Origin of the sequence: Mucilaginibacter sp. UYP27 (genome assembly GCF_040547175.1) — a bacterium.
In the GTDB taxonomy this organism is placed as follows: domain Bacteria; phylum Bacteroidota; class Bacteroidia; order Sphingobacteriales; family Sphingobacteriaceae; genus Mucilaginibacter.
This window is the reverse complement of the sequence record NZ_JBEPPE010000002.1, coordinates 508,618-524,996: the sequence shown is the minus strand read 5'-3', so window position 1 is coordinate 524,996 and position 16,379 is coordinate 508,618. Positions and strand designations below refer to the sequence as shown.

The 16,379-nt window shown below is 44.2% G+C and carries 17 protein-coding genes; 7 read left to right on the top strand and 10 right to left on the bottom strand.

What is annotated here, in order from left to right:
- Window positions 1-28: 28 nt before the first annotated feature.
- The 5 genes from ABIB39_RS10250 to ABIB39_RS10230 form a co-directional block, all read right to left on the bottom strand.
- On the bottom strand, window positions 29-601 hold the full coding sequence (locus ABIB39_RS10250) for a Maf family nucleotide pyrophosphatase (RefSeq protein WP_354429628.1): 573 nt from the start codon (window positions 599-601) through the stop codon (window positions 29-31).
- Between the two features lie 45 nt (window positions 602-646).
- Window positions 647-1,168: a KdsC family phosphatase gene (locus tag ABIB39_RS10245; protein ID WP_354429626.1), complete on the bottom strand. Its 522-nt coding sequence runs from the start codon at window positions 1,166-1,168 to the stop codon at window positions 647-649.
- Window positions 1,169-1,239: 71 nt separating this feature from the next.
- A complete protein-coding gene (iscX, locus tag ABIB39_RS10240) occupies window positions 1,240-1,482 on the bottom strand; it encodes a Fe-S cluster assembly protein IscX (RefSeq protein WP_354429624.1) in 243 nt (80 codons plus the stop codon).
- Between the two features lie 45 nt (window positions 1,483-1,527).
- Window positions 1,528-1,860 carry a 2Fe-2S iron-sulfur cluster-binding protein gene (locus ABIB39_RS10235; protein WP_354429622.1) on the bottom strand — a complete coding sequence of 111 codons (333 nt, stop codon included), beginning with the start codon at window positions 1,858-1,860 and terminating at the stop codon, window positions 1,528-1,530.
- A gap of 19 nt (window positions 1,861-1,879) precedes the next feature.
- Entirely contained in the window at window positions 1,880-2,662 is a 783-nt protein-coding gene (locus tag ABIB39_RS10230; RefSeq protein ID WP_354429621.1) for a Rossmann-like and DUF2520 domain-containing protein, read from the bottom strand.
- Between the two features lie 78 nt (window positions 2,663-2,740).
- Between ABIB39_RS10230 and ABIB39_RS10225 the strand changes: the two genes are divergently transcribed.
- The 3 genes from ABIB39_RS10225 (at window position 2,741) to ABIB39_RS10215 (ending at window position 5,529) form a co-directional block, all read left to right on the top strand.
- Complete coding sequence (locus ABIB39_RS10225; RefSeq protein ID WP_354429619.1) at window positions 2,741-3,661, top strand: alpha/beta fold hydrolase; 921 nt, start codon at window positions 2,741-2,743, stop codon at window positions 3,659-3,661.
- Window positions 3,662-3,695: 34 nt separating this feature from the next.
- Complete coding sequence (locus ABIB39_RS10220) at window positions 3,696-4,031, top strand: YbjQ family protein (RefSeq protein WP_354429617.1); 336 nt, start codon at window positions 3,696-3,698, stop codon at window positions 4,029-4,031.
- A 127-nt stretch (window positions 4,032-4,158) separates the two neighbouring features.
- Window positions 4,159-5,529, top strand: a complete 1,371-nt coding sequence (locus ABIB39_RS10215; protein ID WP_354429615.1) for a dipeptidase — start codon at window positions 4,159-4,161, stop codon at window positions 5,527-5,529.
- A gap of 115 nt (window positions 5,530-5,644) precedes the next feature.
- Here the strand turns inward: ABIB39_RS10215 and ABIB39_RS10210 are convergent, their stop codons facing one another.
- The gene (locus ABIB39_RS10210; RefSeq protein WP_354429613.1) at window positions 5,645-6,751 is read right to left on the bottom strand and encodes a mandelate racemase/muconate lactonizing enzyme family protein; all 1,107 of its coding nucleotides are present in this window, start codon (window positions 6,749-6,751) and stop codon (window positions 5,645-5,647) included.
- 199 nt (window positions 6,752-6,950) lie between these two features.
- Here ABIB39_RS10210 and ABIB39_RS10205 point away from each other — a divergent pair, with 199 nt between their 5' ends.
- The 4 genes from ABIB39_RS10205 (at window position 6,951) to ABIB39_RS10190 (ending at window position 11,296) form a co-directional block, all read left to right on the top strand.
- Complete coding sequence (locus tag ABIB39_RS10205) at window positions 6,951-7,718, top strand: DUF4290 domain-containing protein (protein ID WP_354429611.1); 768 nt, start codon at window positions 6,951-6,953, stop codon at window positions 7,716-7,718.
- Window positions 7,719-7,861: 143 nt separating this feature from the next.
- Window positions 7,862-9,169, top strand: coding sequence for a UDP-N-acetylglucosamine 1-carboxyvinyltransferase (gene murA, locus ABIB39_RS10200; protein WP_354429609.1), 1,308 nt, complete (start codon window positions 7,862-7,864; stop codon window positions 9,167-9,169).
- Between the two features lie 132 nt (window positions 9,170-9,301).
- Window positions 9,302-10,858 (top strand): ArnT family glycosyltransferase, encoded by a 1,557-nt coding sequence (locus ABIB39_RS10195; protein ID WP_354429607.1) that lies wholly within the window; start codon window positions 9,302-9,304, stop codon window positions 10,856-10,858.
- Between the two features lie 66 nt (window positions 10,859-10,924).
- Window positions 10,925-11,296, top strand: coding sequence for a DMT family protein (locus ABIB39_RS10190; RefSeq protein WP_354429605.1), 372 nt, complete (start codon window positions 10,925-10,927; stop codon window positions 11,294-11,296).
- Window positions 11,297-11,604: 308 nt separating this feature from the next.
- On the opposite strand, the gene ABIB39_RS10185 is transcribed toward ABIB39_RS10190, so the two are convergent.
- The 4 genes from ABIB39_RS10185 to ABIB39_RS10170 form a co-directional block, all read right to left on the bottom strand.
- Complete coding sequence (locus ABIB39_RS10185; RefSeq protein ID WP_354429603.1) at window positions 11,605-12,966, bottom strand: pyridoxal-phosphate dependent enzyme; 1,362 nt, start codon at window positions 12,964-12,966, stop codon at window positions 11,605-11,607.
- Window positions 12,967-13,118: 152 nt separating this feature from the next.
- On the bottom strand, window positions 13,119-13,979 hold the full coding sequence (locus tag ABIB39_RS10180) for an AMP nucleosidase (protein ID WP_354429601.1): 861 nt from the start codon (window positions 13,977-13,979) through the stop codon (window positions 13,119-13,121).
- A 136-nt stretch (window positions 13,980-14,115) separates the two neighbouring features.
- Window positions 14,116-15,354, bottom strand: a complete 1,239-nt coding sequence (gene clpX / locus ABIB39_RS10175; protein ID WP_354429599.1) for an ATP-dependent Clp protease ATP-binding subunit ClpX — start codon at window positions 15,352-15,354, stop codon at window positions 14,116-14,118.
- Window positions 15,355-15,498: 144 nt separating this feature from the next.
- The gene (locus ABIB39_RS10170; protein WP_354429597.1) at window positions 15,499-16,224 is read right to left on the bottom strand and encodes an ATP-dependent Clp protease proteolytic subunit; all 726 of its coding nucleotides are present in this window, start codon (window positions 16,222-16,224) and stop codon (window positions 15,499-15,501) included.
- Window positions 16,225-16,379: the final 155 nt, after the last annotated feature.

The following is a 16,379-nucleotide window of genomic DNA, read 5'->3' as shown; positions in this document are numbered from 1 at the left end:
AAAGATTACTTCGTACCCCGCAATGACGTTATTTATTTAGTTTCATCAACTGCTGATAAACCTTCTCGGTAGGTAAGCCTACAACATTGGTGTAAGAGCCATTGATCCGCTCGATGCCGATAAGACCGATGCGTTGCTGGATACCGTATGAGCCGGCTTTATCCATGGGTTGGTATTCCTCTACGTAACTACGGATCTCAAGATCTGTAAGCTTGCGGAAAAACACCTCGCTCCTGTCGTAAAATTTATTGTATTGCCCTTTGTACAGCAGGCAAACGCCTGTGTAAACTTCGTGCACCTTGCCGGATAAGCGTTGCAGCATTTCAATAGCATGCTCGGTAGATTCGGGTTTACCTAAGATCAGGCCGTCGATAGCTACGATGGTATCTGCAGTAAGCACTATCTCGTCGTTAACGTCTTCATCAAATGCTTCGGCCTTTTTGGCGGCTATGTACAGGGCTATCCCCGCGGGTGTTAAACCGTCGGGATATGATTCATCAACCTCTTTTAAAACCACACGGAAATCAATATCCATCAGTTTTAAAAGTTCTTGTCTGCGTGGTGATTTGGATGCGAGAATGATTTGTGGAAGGGCACTCATGTTAAGAAATTTTCGACTTTTGACTTTACACTTTTGACTTAAACCCTACCAGCTATACGCTTCGGCGCTCATCCATTTGCCTTGTACCTTCATTACCTTCTCAATAATGTCGCGGGCACAGCCTTTGCCGCCGGCGTAAGGCGATACATAGGCGCTGATGGCTTTTATCTCTTCGGCTGCATCTGCCGGGCAAACAGGCAGGCCAACCAGTTTCATTACCGCCAGGTCGGGGATATCATCGGCCATGTAAAGAATATTGGCCGGGTTAATGCTTTTCTCCTCGATGTAGATCTTAAAACGTTCAGACTTGGTATGCGCACCCATATAAACATCGGTTATCCCCAAACTATTTAAACGGAACAGCGCGCTTTTTGACCGGCTGCCAGATATTGCCGCAACATTGTAACCGCATTTAACAGCTAACTGCAATGCGTAACCATCCTTAATATTAAAGGCCCGGCTTTGTACACCGGTTTCGGTCACAAATATCGACCCATCGGTAAGCACACCATCCACATCAAAAATAAATGTGGTGATATCTTTAAGCTTGGTTAAAAAGGATTCCATTTTGTTAGATTACACTGATTCTTTCGATTTTACCGATTATTAACTGCAAACTATCAACTGCCTACTGCAAATTATTGGTTATCTCTCCACTCGTACACCCAGGCGCTTTGTATCTGCTCCAAGTGGCCTTCGCTTGATTCCTCGCGCGTGCCTTTAAAGTTTGGCAGGCTAAGTACCCAGTCCAACAACTCAGTAAAGCGGATGCGGTATATTTTTGACTCGCCAAAATCGTTACCAAACTTTTCGTAAAGGCTCATGGCAATGTCCTCGTGGTCGTTCCAGTGTATTGGCAGGGCGAATTTATCGTCGTTCATTATCTTTTCTTGATTCTTGATTCTAAATATCTTGACTCTTAAATATTAGTGGCCCATAAAGCCCGATTGATCCGGAAGGGTAACTTCAATATCACCATCAATGATAACACACTGGCAACCCAGGCGCGATGTAATGCGCGGGTTTACAGCCCTATCAATGAAGTCTTCTTCCTTATCAGATATCTCCTGAATGTTATCCATCCCTTTGTTAACATATACATGGCAGGTACTGCAACCGCATACGCCACCGCAGTTATGCTGCAGGTCGATGCCGTTTTCCAGGCAAACGTCTAAAACAGATTCCCCCTCGGCTATAGCAAGTTCCACGCTTTCATGGTCCTTCTCCTCAAAGTTAATCTTTACTTTAAAAATATTCATTTTGGCAAAAGTAACAAAATTACTTATCCCCGTTGCGGCTGTTTTGGTTTTTGATAATATCCTGACTTAAACGTGTATAAATTTCCTGCAAATTGGGCTCATCATTCAGCATTTGCAAATGGCTTCGCATGGTTTGTTCGTCGTTGCGCACAGCAGGGCCGGTTTGTACGCTTACCGGCGAATGCTCTCTTATTTTGTCGGCAGTTTCGGCTATCAGGGGGCGCATCATATCAAAACTCATATCGCTTCCTGCCAAAAGCTGCTCGCCAATACTGTACAGGTGATTGGTAAAATTGCATGCAAACACAGCAGCCAGGTGCAATACTTTGCGCTGCGCAGAATTGACGCGGTAAACGTTGTTACTGATGTCGCGGGCAAGGCCCTCCAGGGTTTGGGTAATGGTTTCGTTCACGCCTTCTATACAAAGCGGTACTTCCCTAAAATTAACCTCTTTTGTTTTGCTGAAGGTTTGCAGCGGATAAAACACACCCGCGTTAGGGGTGAAATTTAATACCTCCTGAAGATCAACCGCGCCGGAAGTATGTACAATCAGCTTATTATGCCTGGATAAATGTGGGACAAATGATGCGATGGCATCGTCCTTAATAGCAAGGATGAAGACATCGGTATCGGGGCTGATGTCCTGGGGGTTATCAACCGCCTCTGCGCCCACATGGTAAGCTAACAAAGCGGCATTGTGCAGGTTACGGCTGTAAATTTGCGCAATGCGATGGCCTGCATTTTTAAATGCTGCCGCCAAATGTGTAGCAACATTGCCCGAGCCTATAATAGTAATACGCATAACAGCTATATAAATAGATAGCGCTAAATTAAATATTTAAAGTATTTTTATTCGTTAAAATCAATCAACCTAATTGATATGAAATTTTTGAAGAGCCTTATGTTGACCATTGTGATCCTATTGACATTTGGAGCCGTTGCAGCTTACATTATCTACAACCACTACAACGTGGAAAAAAAAGAACTTACTTACGAACTCCGTAAAAACAGCAACGGCAGCTACATCGAACTTACCAACGGCGTTACCCATTACGAACTTGACGGGCCTGATACCGGTAAAGTGGTGGTCCTGATCCACGGGTTTAGCGTGCCCTACTACATCTGGAACGGCACTTATGAATATTTGACCGAACACGGTTTCCGCGTTCTGCGCTATGATCAGTTCGGCCGCGGCTTTTCTGACCGGCCGAACGTAACCTATAATAAACAGCTTTATTTTGAGCAATTAAACGAACTGCTTGATAAGCTCCACCTTAAAAAACCGGTGAGCCTGGTAGGTGTATCATTCGGTGGCGAAGTAGCAACCGAATTTACCGCTGCCTACCCAGATGCCGTAAACAAGGTGGTTTTGATAGACCCGGGTTACGTGTCAAACAAGCCAAACTACCCGGCTTTTGTGCTTGATTTTTACGAGGCCACCCATGCAGAAGAGCGTGCCCTGGGCCAAATAACCGACTTTAAATACCCAACCCGCCATTCCGGCTGGGCCGAGCAATACCAGCCACAAATGAAATATAAAGGGTTCCGCCGGGCATTGGTATCAACAATATATAACTACAACTACCACGCCCGCGAAGCAAATACCGCCCTGAATGATAAACATAAACCGGTATTGCTAATTTGGGGTAAAGAGGACAATACCGTTCCCTTTAAATACAGCGACTCGGTACGCAGCGTGCTTAAAACAGAATTTTTACCTGTGAATGATGCCGGGCACCTGCCTTTTATTGAGCAGGCAAATATTGTTAACCCCGCTTTGGTAACATTTTTGAATAAGTAGTATCTAACTATAAACAAACACTAATTAATAAACTATGGACACTTCGTTAATTACCACCAGCACCGGGTTAGACGGTTATAAAGTTGTTAAACATTTAGGCGTTGTACGCGGCATTACCGTGCGTAGCCGCAGCGTTGTGGGCAACTTTGCCGGTGGCATCCAATCGCTGTTTGGCGGGAGGCTTTCTGTTTATGTAGAGCTTTGCGAAAACGCCCGCGAAGAGGCTTTTCACCTATTGATACAACATGCCCAGGCTATTGGCGCAAACGCCATTATAGGGATGCGTTATGATGCCAACGAAGTGATGCAAGGCATTACCGAGGTACTCGCTTACGGTACCGCTGTGGTTGTTGAAAAGGAAATTGAATAATTATATAATATGTCATTGTGAGCCTGTCGGGTTTATAAGTCTTCGACAGGCTCAGACTGACAAAAAGCGACATCGTATCAATCGCACCGTTAAATAAACTTCTATCTTTGCTTCAAATTACATTCTCATGCAAGTAATAAAGCAATATATAGATGAAAACAAGCAGCGATTGCTTGACGAATTATTTGAACTGCTGCGCTTTCCATCTGTTAGTGCCGACCCCAAATACGCACCTGATGTTTTAAATGCTGCTGATTACGTAGCTAAAAAACTAATCGATGCAGGTGCCGATAATGTAGAAGTTTGTAAAACTGCTGGCTACCCTATTGTTTACGGCGACAAAATAATTGACGCTTCCCTGCCAACCGTGTTGGTTTATGGCCATTACGATGTGCAACCGGCCGACCCTTTAGAACTTTGGCATACGCCACCCTTTGAGCCAACCGTGCGCGATGGTAAAATTTATGCCCGCGGCGCTTGTGATGATAAAGGCCAGTTTTACATGCACGTAAAGGCATTTGAACTGATGATGCAAACCGATACGCTGCCATGTAATATCAAATTTATGATAGAGGGCGAGGAAGAAGTTGGCTCCAACAACCTGGGCGTCTTTGTTAAAGCCAATAAAGAGCGCTTGAAAGCTGATGTGGTATTGATATCTGATACCTCGATGATCAGCATGGAGCACCCGTCTTTAGAGACTGGTTTACGTGGCCTGTCTTACCTGGAAGTGGAAGTAACCGGCCCTAACCGCGACCTTCATTCCGGTGTTTATGGTGGCGCGGTGGCTAACCCTGCAACCATTTTAGCTAAGATGATAGCTTCCCTGCATGACGATGACAACCATATCACCATCCCCGGTTTTTATGATGATGTTACCGAATTAACTCCGGCCGAACGTGCCGAGCTGAACGCCGCACCGTACAATGAAGTAGAATACAAAAAAGACCTTGATATTGCCGAAACATGGGGCGAAAAAGGATATACCACTTTCGAGCGTACCGGCACCCGCCCAACCCTTGAGGTGAACGGCATCTGGGGCGGTTATATTGGCGAAGGCGCTAAAACCGTATTACCATCAAAAGCAAGTGCTAAAATATCGATGCGATTAGTACCAAACCAAACCTCAGAGAAAATCACGCAGCTGTTTACAGATCATTTCCTGAAGATAGCACCTAAATACGTTAAGGTAAAAGTTACCCCGCACCATGGCGGTGAACCGGTGGTTACCCCTACCGATAGCATTGCCTACAAAGCGGCGCAAAAAGCCATTGCTGAATCATTCGGTAAGCAGCCTATCCCAACACGTGGTGGCGGCAGCATCCCTATAGTAGCTTTATTTGAAGCTGAACTGGGCCTAAAAACGGTGCTAATGGGTTTCGGACTTGACAGCGACGCACTGCACTCGCCAAACGAGAAATACGATATTTTCAATTATTACAAAGGGATAGAAACTATCCCGTTGTTCCATAAGTATTTTGCGGAATTGAGTAAGTAGACCCTTAATTCCCGCCGCGTCATTGCGAGGTACGAAGCAATCTCTTTAAGCAAGTCCCATATGTAAGGTATATAGTTGTCCTAAAGAGATTGCTTCGTACCTCGCAATGACGTATTTATTGAACAGTTATCTTCTCACACCCCTCCAAAAAACCCTCATCTGCATCTGCGCCTATCCCAACAGCATCGCTGATGTTGAGCCTGTAGCCATCATAAGTTACACCGCCCACGCATGGGTCGACCAAATGGCCAAGCATGCAGGTATCCATATCGTAAAAGTGAATGTTTGGACTGGCGTATACAAAATGCAGTTTGGCGCTTAAAGCTATGCGGCTTTCCAGCATCCCGCCCATCATACAGTGGATGCCCCGGTCGGCAGCTATATCGTGAATCTTTTTGGCTTCCAATATCCCACCCGATTTTGCCATTTTGATGTTGATGTAATCGCAGGATTTGCTTTCAATCTGCATCCGTGCATCGTGGTGGTTATAAACGCCCTCATCAGCCATAATCTTTACGGGCGATAATTTCATCAGTTCGGGCAGGCTGTCGTTATACCAGGTACGCATGGGTTGTTCGCAAAACTCAATGTTATATCCGCCAATCGCTTGCAAAGCAAATAAGGCGTCGTCAAAGCTCCATCCTTGATTAGCATCAACACGGATCTTCATCTCGGGACCAACAGCTTCGCGGATCTGCTTAATACGTTCTACATCCGTTTCAGCGCCTTTGCCTAATTTTACTTTAAGGATGTTTGCCCCAGATGCTTTAAAGTGGATAGCCTTTTGGGCCATCGCTTCCGGTGTGCTGATACCGATTGTGATGTCGCTTTCCACCACGCGCTTTTCTCCGCCCAAAAACTTGTATAGTGGTAACTCCGCATTTTTAGCAGCAATATCATATAAAGCCATATCGAAAGCACTTTTTATTGTGGTGTTGCCGGCGGCGGCATCATGCAATTGCTGCATCCGAGCCGGGATATCCAGCGCATCCTGCCCAATCCACAATGCTGGAAAATACTTAGCCATAACCAAACAGGTATTCTGCGTTTCACCTACTATCATCGGAAACGCCGAACACTCGCCTACACCATATAACCCTTTATCGGTATGCACGCGGATAAATACGTTCTGCGCGTGGTCCATAGTGCCGGTGGCAATGGTGAACGGCTCCATGGGGATGCTGAAACGGTAGATATCGATGGTGGTTATGATTGCTGACATGGCTGTATTGCTTAATTGCTAAAATAGCAGAAATTAAATACCCGTTAGCAAAATTTGCACATTAACACATTTAGCTTATATTTGCGTTAGTACTTCGTACTATTTCATTTCGGTTCTCCGGTTTCTGCCTTTCGATCTAAGAAACCGTCCATGCGCCAAAATCTAACTTCACGACAATTTATTTAATTAAAAAATATACATGGCATTAACAAATTTGCCTGGTCCGTTTGATTATAACTCAACCAGGAATAAACTTTTATTAACAGAATACGGCCGTAACGTGCAAAACATGGTGAAATACATTGTGGCGTTACCAACTAAAGAAGAGCGCAACAAATACGCACAGGTGGTTATAGACTTGATGGGCTTCTTAAACCCGCACTTGCGCGATGTTGCCGATTTTAAACACAAACTTTGGGATCACCTGCATATCATATCAGATTTTCAGCTGGATGTGGATTCGCCGTACCCAAAACCAAGCCCTGAGGCCATCCACATGAAACCCGAGCCGCTTAAATACCCTAACCAGCGCATCCGGTATAAGCACTACGGTAAAACTATCGAGATGATGATAGAGAAGGCCAAAGCCATTGAAGAGCCGGAACGTAAACGCCACATGGTACAGGCTATTGCCAACTTTATGAAAATGGCCTACGTGCAATGGAACAAAGATTCGGTTGCTGATGAAACTATCTTGTCGGATCTTTACGCCTTATCCGGCGGCACCTTAAAACTGGAAGAGAACGTAAACCTAAATCGCGTCGAGTTCCGCGCTAACCCATATCAAAATAACCAGAACAATAATAACAGCCGCGGGCGTACCAATAATAATAACCAAAATAACCGCGGCGGCGGAGGTAGCAGCAATGGTGGCGGCGCTCGTACCAACAATAATAATCCCCGCAGCAATAATAACAACAACCAAAATAACCGTAACCGAAACCCGGGAGGCGCTAAAAAATATTAATCAGTTCTTAGATCATTGTTCATGGCTCATAGATAATCCTGTAAATATGGCTGACCTTTTGCCGATTATTTTATAATCTTTGCAGAGGTAAATCAGTCGAATTTGGTTTGGCTATGAACTATCAACCATCAACCATTAACTAAATGAGAAACGCATTCGAAATACAGGGCGGTAAAAAGCTTAAAGGCGAGATCATCCCACAGGGCGCTAAAAACGAAGCATTACAAATTATAGCGGCGGTTTTATTAACCGACGAAAAAATGACCATCAGCAACATCCCAGATATACAGGATGTGAACAAACTGATTGAGTTACTGGGCGACATGGGTGTTGAGGTTAACCGCATATCACGCGACACCTGCACTTTCGAAGCCAAAGAAATAGACCAGAATTTTTTCACTTCGGAAGCTTTTAAAACCAAGGGCGGCGGTCTGCGCGGTTCTATTATGATATTAGGCCCGCTGTTGGCGCGGTTTGGTAAAGCATCTATCCCAAAACCGGGTGGCGATAAAATTGGCCGCCGTAGATTAGATACCCACTTTTTGGGTTTCGAAAAATTGGGCGCACGTTTTGATTACAACCCCGACAACGGCTTTTACAATGTAGATGCATCAAACCTGCAGGGTACCTATATCCTGCTTGATGAGGCATCGGTAACCGGCACGGCTAACATTGTGATGGCAGCAGTTTTGGCAAAAGGTACAACCACCATTTACAACGCCGCATGCGAACCTTATCTGCAACAGCTTTGCAAAATGCTTAACCGCATGGGCGCGAAGATCAGCGGTATCGCATCAAACCTGCTAACTATTGAAGGCGTAACCGAACTTGGTGGCACCGAGCACCGCATGCTTCCTGATATGATAGAGATCGGTTCATTCATAGGCCTTGCTGCCATGACAGGTTCCGAGATTACCATTAAGGATGTACATTACGACGAACTGGGTATGATACCTGACGTGTTTAAACGCCTGGGCATTAAACTGGAGCGCCGTGGCGATGACATTTACATCCCCTCGCAAGACCATTACGAGATAGATACCTTCATAGATGGCTCGTTACTAACCGTTGCAGATTCGCCGTGGCCGGGCTTTACCCCCGACTTGCTGAGCATTGTGCTGGTAGTAGCCACACAGGCAAAAGGATCGGTATTGATTCACCAAAAAATGTTTGAGAGCCGTTTATTCTTCGTGGATAAATTGCTGGATATGGGTGCCAATATCATCCTTTGCGATCCGCACCGCGCAACCGTTATTGGTTTAGATAAAATGGTGCAGCTGCGTGGCATCTCCATGACCTCACCTGACATCCGTGCCGGTGTATCATTACTGATCGCTGCGCTTTCGGCACAAGGCCAGTCTACCATTTATAATATCGAACAGATAGAACGTGGTTACCAAAACATCGATGAGCGCCTGATCGCGCTTGGTGCCGATATAAAACGCGTCTAAAATATCATCACACGAGACATTGAACCCCGAATAATGGAGTGGCTTTACACTTCGTTTTTCGGGGCTCAAAATTCAACATTCGATATTATTCGTTTTTATACTATTTTTATGGCAACCAACCAATAGCCAATAATGCCTTATAAAAACCGGAGGTCATCGTATTCTACCTTTATACTGATCTTTGTTGCGTTAAAAATCATCCTGAACCTTTTTGCCATCAGCAATTTTGGCTTTCACCGCGATGAACTTTTACACCTGGTTTTAGGCGATCACCTGGATTGGGGCTATAAAGAAGTACCACCTTTTATTGCCTTGCTGGCAAAAATCACCCTTAATATTTTTGGCGATTCTGTTTTCGCGGCACGCATCTTCAGCACCATAGCAAGCGGCTTAATAATTTGGCTCACCGGTCAGATAACCACCGAGCTTGGTGGCCGCAGGTATGCCATCACCATCGCTTGTTTAGCGTTGATCTTTGCCCCTGCCTTCGCGGCAAGCGGTTATTTGTTCCAACCCGTGGTATTCGATCAGCTTTGGTGGGTGGTAACGGTTTGGTTATTTGCCAAATACCTCAACACTGCCGACGTAAAATACCTGTATTGGCTTGGTGTGGCTGTGGGTGTTGGCATGCTTACCAAGTACACCATGGCGTTTTTCACCGCATCGCTTATAGTGGGAATCTTGATAAGCCGCGAGCGGAAGCTGCTTTTTAACAAACATGTTGCTTATTCGGCATTAATAGCCATCCTGATATTTCTGCCCAATATTATCTGGCAATTCGCGCATCATTTGCCGGTTATCCACCACATGCAGGAATTGCGCGAAACCCAGTTGGACTATGTAAAACCTAAGGATTTTGTAATGCAGCAGGTGTTGGTAAACGGCGTCGCGTTACTTGTTTGGGTCACCGGGTTTTGCTTTTTATTGTTCTCGTTCAAGCTGCGCAGGTTTAGGTACCTGGCAATTGCCTACGTCCTGATATTTTTGTTTTTACTGGAGATGAACGGCAAAAGCTATTACCTTTTTGGCGCCTACCCTATGCTGTTTGCCGCCGGTGGTTTCGCTTTAGAGCGGATGCTGAAACGCACTTATTACATATTACGCACGGTTGCTGTGTTGATTGTTGTAGTTCCAAACTTGCTTTTACTGCCATTGGTATTACCCATATTACCGTTAGACAGAACAGTTACTTTCATAAAAAACGCGGAGCGCCGTATGCCCTTTTTGAGTTTCATAACAAAATGGGAAGACCAGAAACAACACCCCCTAACACAAGATTACGCCGACATGCTGGGCTGGGACGAAATGGCTAAAAAAGCTGCCGACACTTACCACAGCCTTACCCCTGAACAACAAAAACACACGCAGCTGTTTGCCGACAACTATGGACAGGCGGGCGCGTTGCATCATTACAGGCATAAATACAACTTGCCTGAGGTTACCAGCCTAAACAGCAGTTTCCAGCTATGGGCGGCCGATAGCCTGAGCGCGCACTACATTATTTATGTGGACGATGATGACAACGTTGAACGCAGGCTTAGCAAAGTCGTAGAAAGTTACCGCGAAACGGGCCAGGTACTAAACCCTTTAGCCCTCGAACATGGGTCAAGAATATATTTGATCACCAACCCATCGCCAAAGCTAAACGAGATTTATAAAGCAGAGTTGGCTAAGAAAAGATTGCAGTAATTCAGCTAATAAAACTATAGCGCTGTAATTCTGTTAATCTTCCAATTCTGTAAATTCTGATCAACTATGCGCGGAGTAAAAACTATCCTTTTCCTCACCATATCTAATATGTTTATGACGTTTGCCTGGTACGGGCACCTCAAATTTAAGGAATATGATTGGGGGAAAAATCTTGGCCTATTCTCAATTATCCTCATCAGCTGGGGGCTGGCGTTCTTCGAATATCTTTTCCAGGTACCGGCAAACCGCGCGGGTTTTAAAGAAGATGGTGGGCCGTTCACATTAGTTCAGCTTAAAACCATACAGGAAGCTATTACGCTCACCATGTTTATGGTATTCACCGTCGTGTTCTTCAAAACCGAAAAGCTTGGCTGGAACCACTTGGTAGGATTTACGCTAATAGTATTGGCGGTGTTCGTGATATTTAAGAAGTGGTGATGTAGATATGCAGATGCGTGGATATGCAAATGTGCAGATTAAATTAGGTAAGAACGTCCTCCGCTCTTACTTCCCATACTACAGGTATAATGTTCACGTTCACGGCCGTGAACATCGTGAATATTCATAAACGATTAACAATCAGGACTATTTGATTTAAGTACATGACAGAATATAGCACCAATACCTGTGGAATATTTAATATACAGTGGCCAGATGAATGTTTAACAGGAGAGGTTAAATGATAAAAATAGAGACGCGAAAAATCGCGTCTCTATTACTAATTTATTTTCGGTAATAATTACGATCTAAGCAGATATCGCGTTAATGATGTCATACTGGGTGATGATCTCGATCTTACCATTGTCATCCTCAACCAACACGGCGATATTGTCCTTGTTGATCATGCCGGAGATCTTATCAATAGATGTATTCAAATCTATAAAAGGGAATGGCGCGGTCGAGATATTTTTTATCGGCTGTGATTTAATGCCGGGGTTCTCTATCAGCGAATCCAGGATATCACTTTCGGTTATCTTGCCAATAACCATACCTTTTTGGGTAACCGGGATTTGGCTTATGTTAAGCGATTTGATCGTATTTATAGCTTCCAGAACAGTCTTTTCGCAATCTATAGTTACTATCTCCTGGTTTTCTTTCTTGCTGATGATGTGGCGTGCGGTAAGCTTTTCTTCTTTGATAAAGCCGCGGTCACGCAACCAATCGTCGTTATACATTTTGCCCAGGTAACGGGTACCATGGTCTGGGAAAATGATCACCACAATATCCCCCTCTTTAAATTTATCTTTCATCTGCAATAAACCTGCAACTGCAGAGCCGGTTGAGTTACCTGCAAAAATGCCTTCCTTACGGGCTATTTCGCGGGTCATTAGTGCAGCATCTTTATCGGTTACCTTCTCAAAGTGGTCTATCAGGCTAAAATCAACGTTTTGCGGAAGGAAATCTTCGCCAATACCTTCGGTGATGTATGGGTAGATCTCGTTCTTATCAAATTCGCCTGTTTCTTTATACTTTTTAAACACCGAGCCGTAAGTATCAATACCCAAGATCTGGATAGCCGGGTTCTTTTCTTTCAAAAATTTTGCCGTGCCGGATATGGTACCGCCTGTTCCTACACCTACTATTAGGTGGGTAATTTTACCTTCGGTTTGCTCCCATATCTCAGGGCCGGTGCTTTCGTAGTGCGCCTGCGAATTGCTCAGGTTATCGTACTGGTTGGGCTTCCATGAGTTAGGTACTTCGCGCTCAAGACGTGATGATACTGAATAGTACGAACGCGGGTCTTCCGGCTCAACGTTAGTAGGGCAAACGATAACCTCCGCACCAAAAGCGCGCAGCGCATCAAACTTTTCTTTCGATTGTTTATCGGTACTCGTGAAAATACACTTGTAGCCTTTAATGACAGCCGCTATAGCCAAACCCATACCGGTGTTGCCTGATGTGCCTTCTATAATTGTGCCGCCGGGTTTAAGTTTACCGCTTTTCTCGGCATCTTCTATCATTTTAAGGGCCATACGATCCTTAATGGAGTTGCCCGGGTTGGTTGTTTCTATCTTAGCCAAAACAGTAGCAGGGATGTCCTTTACTATCTTGTTAAGCTTCACCATAGGGGTATTACCAATGGTTTCGAGTATATTATTATGCCACATATTATATTATCTACTTATCCCGTAGGTTTAACAGGACAGGTACAAAATTAATAATTAATGATGAAAGTGAGTAGTTGAATAATTAGTAGTTACTTGCAGGCGACAAACCGATAGTAAAACCACTCTTTATTTACTTAAAACCGCCTTACACTTTAAAACTTTAGGTGCTTAACCGTCAAGCCGCCGTTTATAAGTTGCTTTAAAGATTCGATACCTACCCGCAGGTGTGTTTCTACATACTGAGTGGTAACGTTGCTGTCGCTTTCGGCAGTCTTAACACCTTCAGGGATCATCGGTTGGTCTGATACCAGCAGCAATGCACCTGTAGGGATCTTGTTGGCGAAACCGGTTGTAAAGATGGTTGCAGTTTCCATATCCACCGCCATGGCGCGCAGGCTTTTCAGATATTTCTTAAACTCTTTGTCGTGTTCCCAAACGCGGCGGTTGGTGGTGTAGCAGGTACCTGTCCAATAATCGCGGGCCTGGTCACGTATAGTTGTCGAGATGGCTTTTTGCAGCGCAAATGATGGCAGTGCAGGCACTTCCGGGGGTAAGTAATCGTTTGATGTACCCTCGCCCCTTATGGCAGCTATAGGCAGTATCAGGTCGCCTACGTTATTCTTCTTTTTAAGGCCGCCGCATTTGCCTAAAAATATTACGGCTTTTGGATGTATGGCGGTTAGCAGGTCCATTACGGTAGCAGCTACCGAACTGCCCATACCAAAGTTAATGATGGTTATGCCATCGGCTGTTACGCTTTGCATTGGTTTATCCAGGCCCATGATAGGCTCGTTATTATGCCATTCAGAAAACAGCTGCAGGTATTTGGAGAAATTTGTCAGGATAATATATTCGCCAAAGGCATCAAGCGGCCGGCCGGTATACCGGGGCAGCCAGTTGGCTACAATGGCTTCTTTGGTTTTTAAACCCGATTTTACCGGGGTAGAAACTTCTTTGATCTTTTTTGATGGGTTTGTGTGGTCATCTTTCTTTACGTCTAATTCTTCGTTCATCTTTTTTGTCCTCTTTTTTGTGTGTATGTATGTGTATTTTAAGGCTATAAAACCTTTTTATACAGCAAACCCCGGTGTGTTTTCACCAGGGTTAGTGTGTAATATACGAAAATACTTTTATACTATCAAATAATTGTTAAGCTACCTTTAACTTTTTAAGGTCGCTCTTCTCAAATTTGTCTCTCGCGTACTCTAACGTTACGTTTAAACGCTTCACATCTTTTTGTGATGGAAACTCAAACATGGCATCAATCATAATAGCCTCGCATATCGAGCGTAAGCCACGTGCGCCAAGTTTAAACTCCATTGCCTTATCAACAATAAAATCAAGCACATCAACATCAAACTCAAGCTTCACGCCTTCGTACTCAAACAGTTTTTTGTACTGTTTAAGTAACGAGTTTTTAGGCTCGGTCAATATGTTATGCAACGCTTCGCGGTCAAGCGGGTTAAGATAAGTTAATACCGGTAAACGGCCTATCAACTCAGGGATCAAACCAAAAGATTTCAAGTCCTGCGGAGTAATATACTTATACAGGTTCTTCATATCTATTTCACTGTCGTCGCGTTTCATTTTGTAACCCACCGTTTGGGTACGCAAACGGTTAGCAATCTTTTTTTCGATGCTATCAAATGCACCACCACAAATGAAAAGGATATTGCTTGTATTAACCGTTATCATTTTCTGATCCGGGTGTTTACGGCCACCTTGCGGCGGTACGTTAACCATAGTACCTTCCAGTATCTTCAATAAGGCTTGTTGCACACCTTCACCGCTTACATCACGGGTAATGGACGCATTATCACTTTTGCGGGCAATTTTATCAACCTCGTCAATATAAACGATACCACGCTCGGCAGTGTTCACATCATAATCTGCAGATTGCAGCAAACGGGTTAGGATGCTTTCCACATCCTCGCCTACGTAACCGGCTTCGGTAAGTACGGTAGCATCACAAATGCAAAAAGGAACGTTAAGCACTTTGGCAAGCGTTTTTGCCAGCAAGGTTTTACCTGTGCCGGTTTCGCCCACCATAATGATATTAGATTTTTCTATCTCTACCTCATCCTTATCAATACGTTGGTTTAACCTTTTATAGTGGTTATACACCGCAACTGATAATACCTTCTTGGCATCGTCCTGGCCTATGATGTATTGATCGAGGTGTGCTTTTATTTCGGCAGGTTTAAGCATAGAAGGCACCGCGGGCGAAGCTTTTACTTTGCGCACCTTTAGTTCTTCGGCCAGTATTTCGTTAGCCTGGTCAACGCATTTATCACAAATGTGCGCGTCGAGCCCTGCTATCAGCATCAGGGAGTCCTGTTTGCCGGCGCCGCAAAACGAGCACCTGATCTCCTTGCTGTTCTTGTTCATTTTATAAGGTTTTATCAAAGATAAGGATTTGGCTTTTTATAAACCAATTTTAAGTAAGTGGTTGATTAAGTTGCTCGTGAACGTTATTATTAACTACACCATACGACCAACTTAATCAACTATTCACTACTACTGATTTTATTTTTATTTTGTTTTATTGCCTTTTAATATTTCGTCTATCATACCAAATTCCTTAGCTTCTTCGGCAATCATCCAGTAGTCACGGTCTGATGCTGCATAAACTTTGTCGTATGATGCACCGCTGTGGTCAGCAATTATCTGGTACAATTCTTTTTTCAATTTAGTGATCTCGTGGTAAGAGATCTCAATGTCAGACTGCTGGCCCTGTGCACCACCCGATGGCTGGTGAATCATTACACGAGAGTGTGGCAATGCCGCGCGTTTACCTTCGGCACCGGCACATAATAATACCGCGCCCATTGATGCTGCCATACCTGTACAGATAGTAGCTACATCATTTGAAATCAATTGCATGGTATCGTAAATGCCTAATCCTGCATAAACAGAACCACCCGGCGAGTTAATGTAAAGCTGGATATCGCGTTTTGCATCGGCAGATTGCAAGAATAATAATTGCGCCTGGATAACATTTGCGTTTTGGTCATAGATAGGATCGCCCAGGAAAATGATCCGGTCCATCATTAAACGCGAAAACACGTCTAATTGAGAAATATTTAACTGGCGTTCTTCTATAATGTAAGGCGTGTAACCCATTGGCGGGTTTACAATACCCGTTGGCATACTGTTACGGTTTACACCGCCAACAAACCTGTCTACATAAGTACTGCTGATACGGTGATGTTTAACAGCATATTTTCTGAATTCGTTTTTATCTGGATTACTGTTCATGTGTATTTAATTTAGTTGTTATGGCACGGGCTGATTAGCCCGCAATAAATATAGTTTTTAGTTGAATAGATTTTATACTATTTAGTTTGGTGAAAGTAAAAAAACGAGCCCCCTCTAAATCTCCCCCGTAAGGGGAAACTTTAAAAAATCTCTTT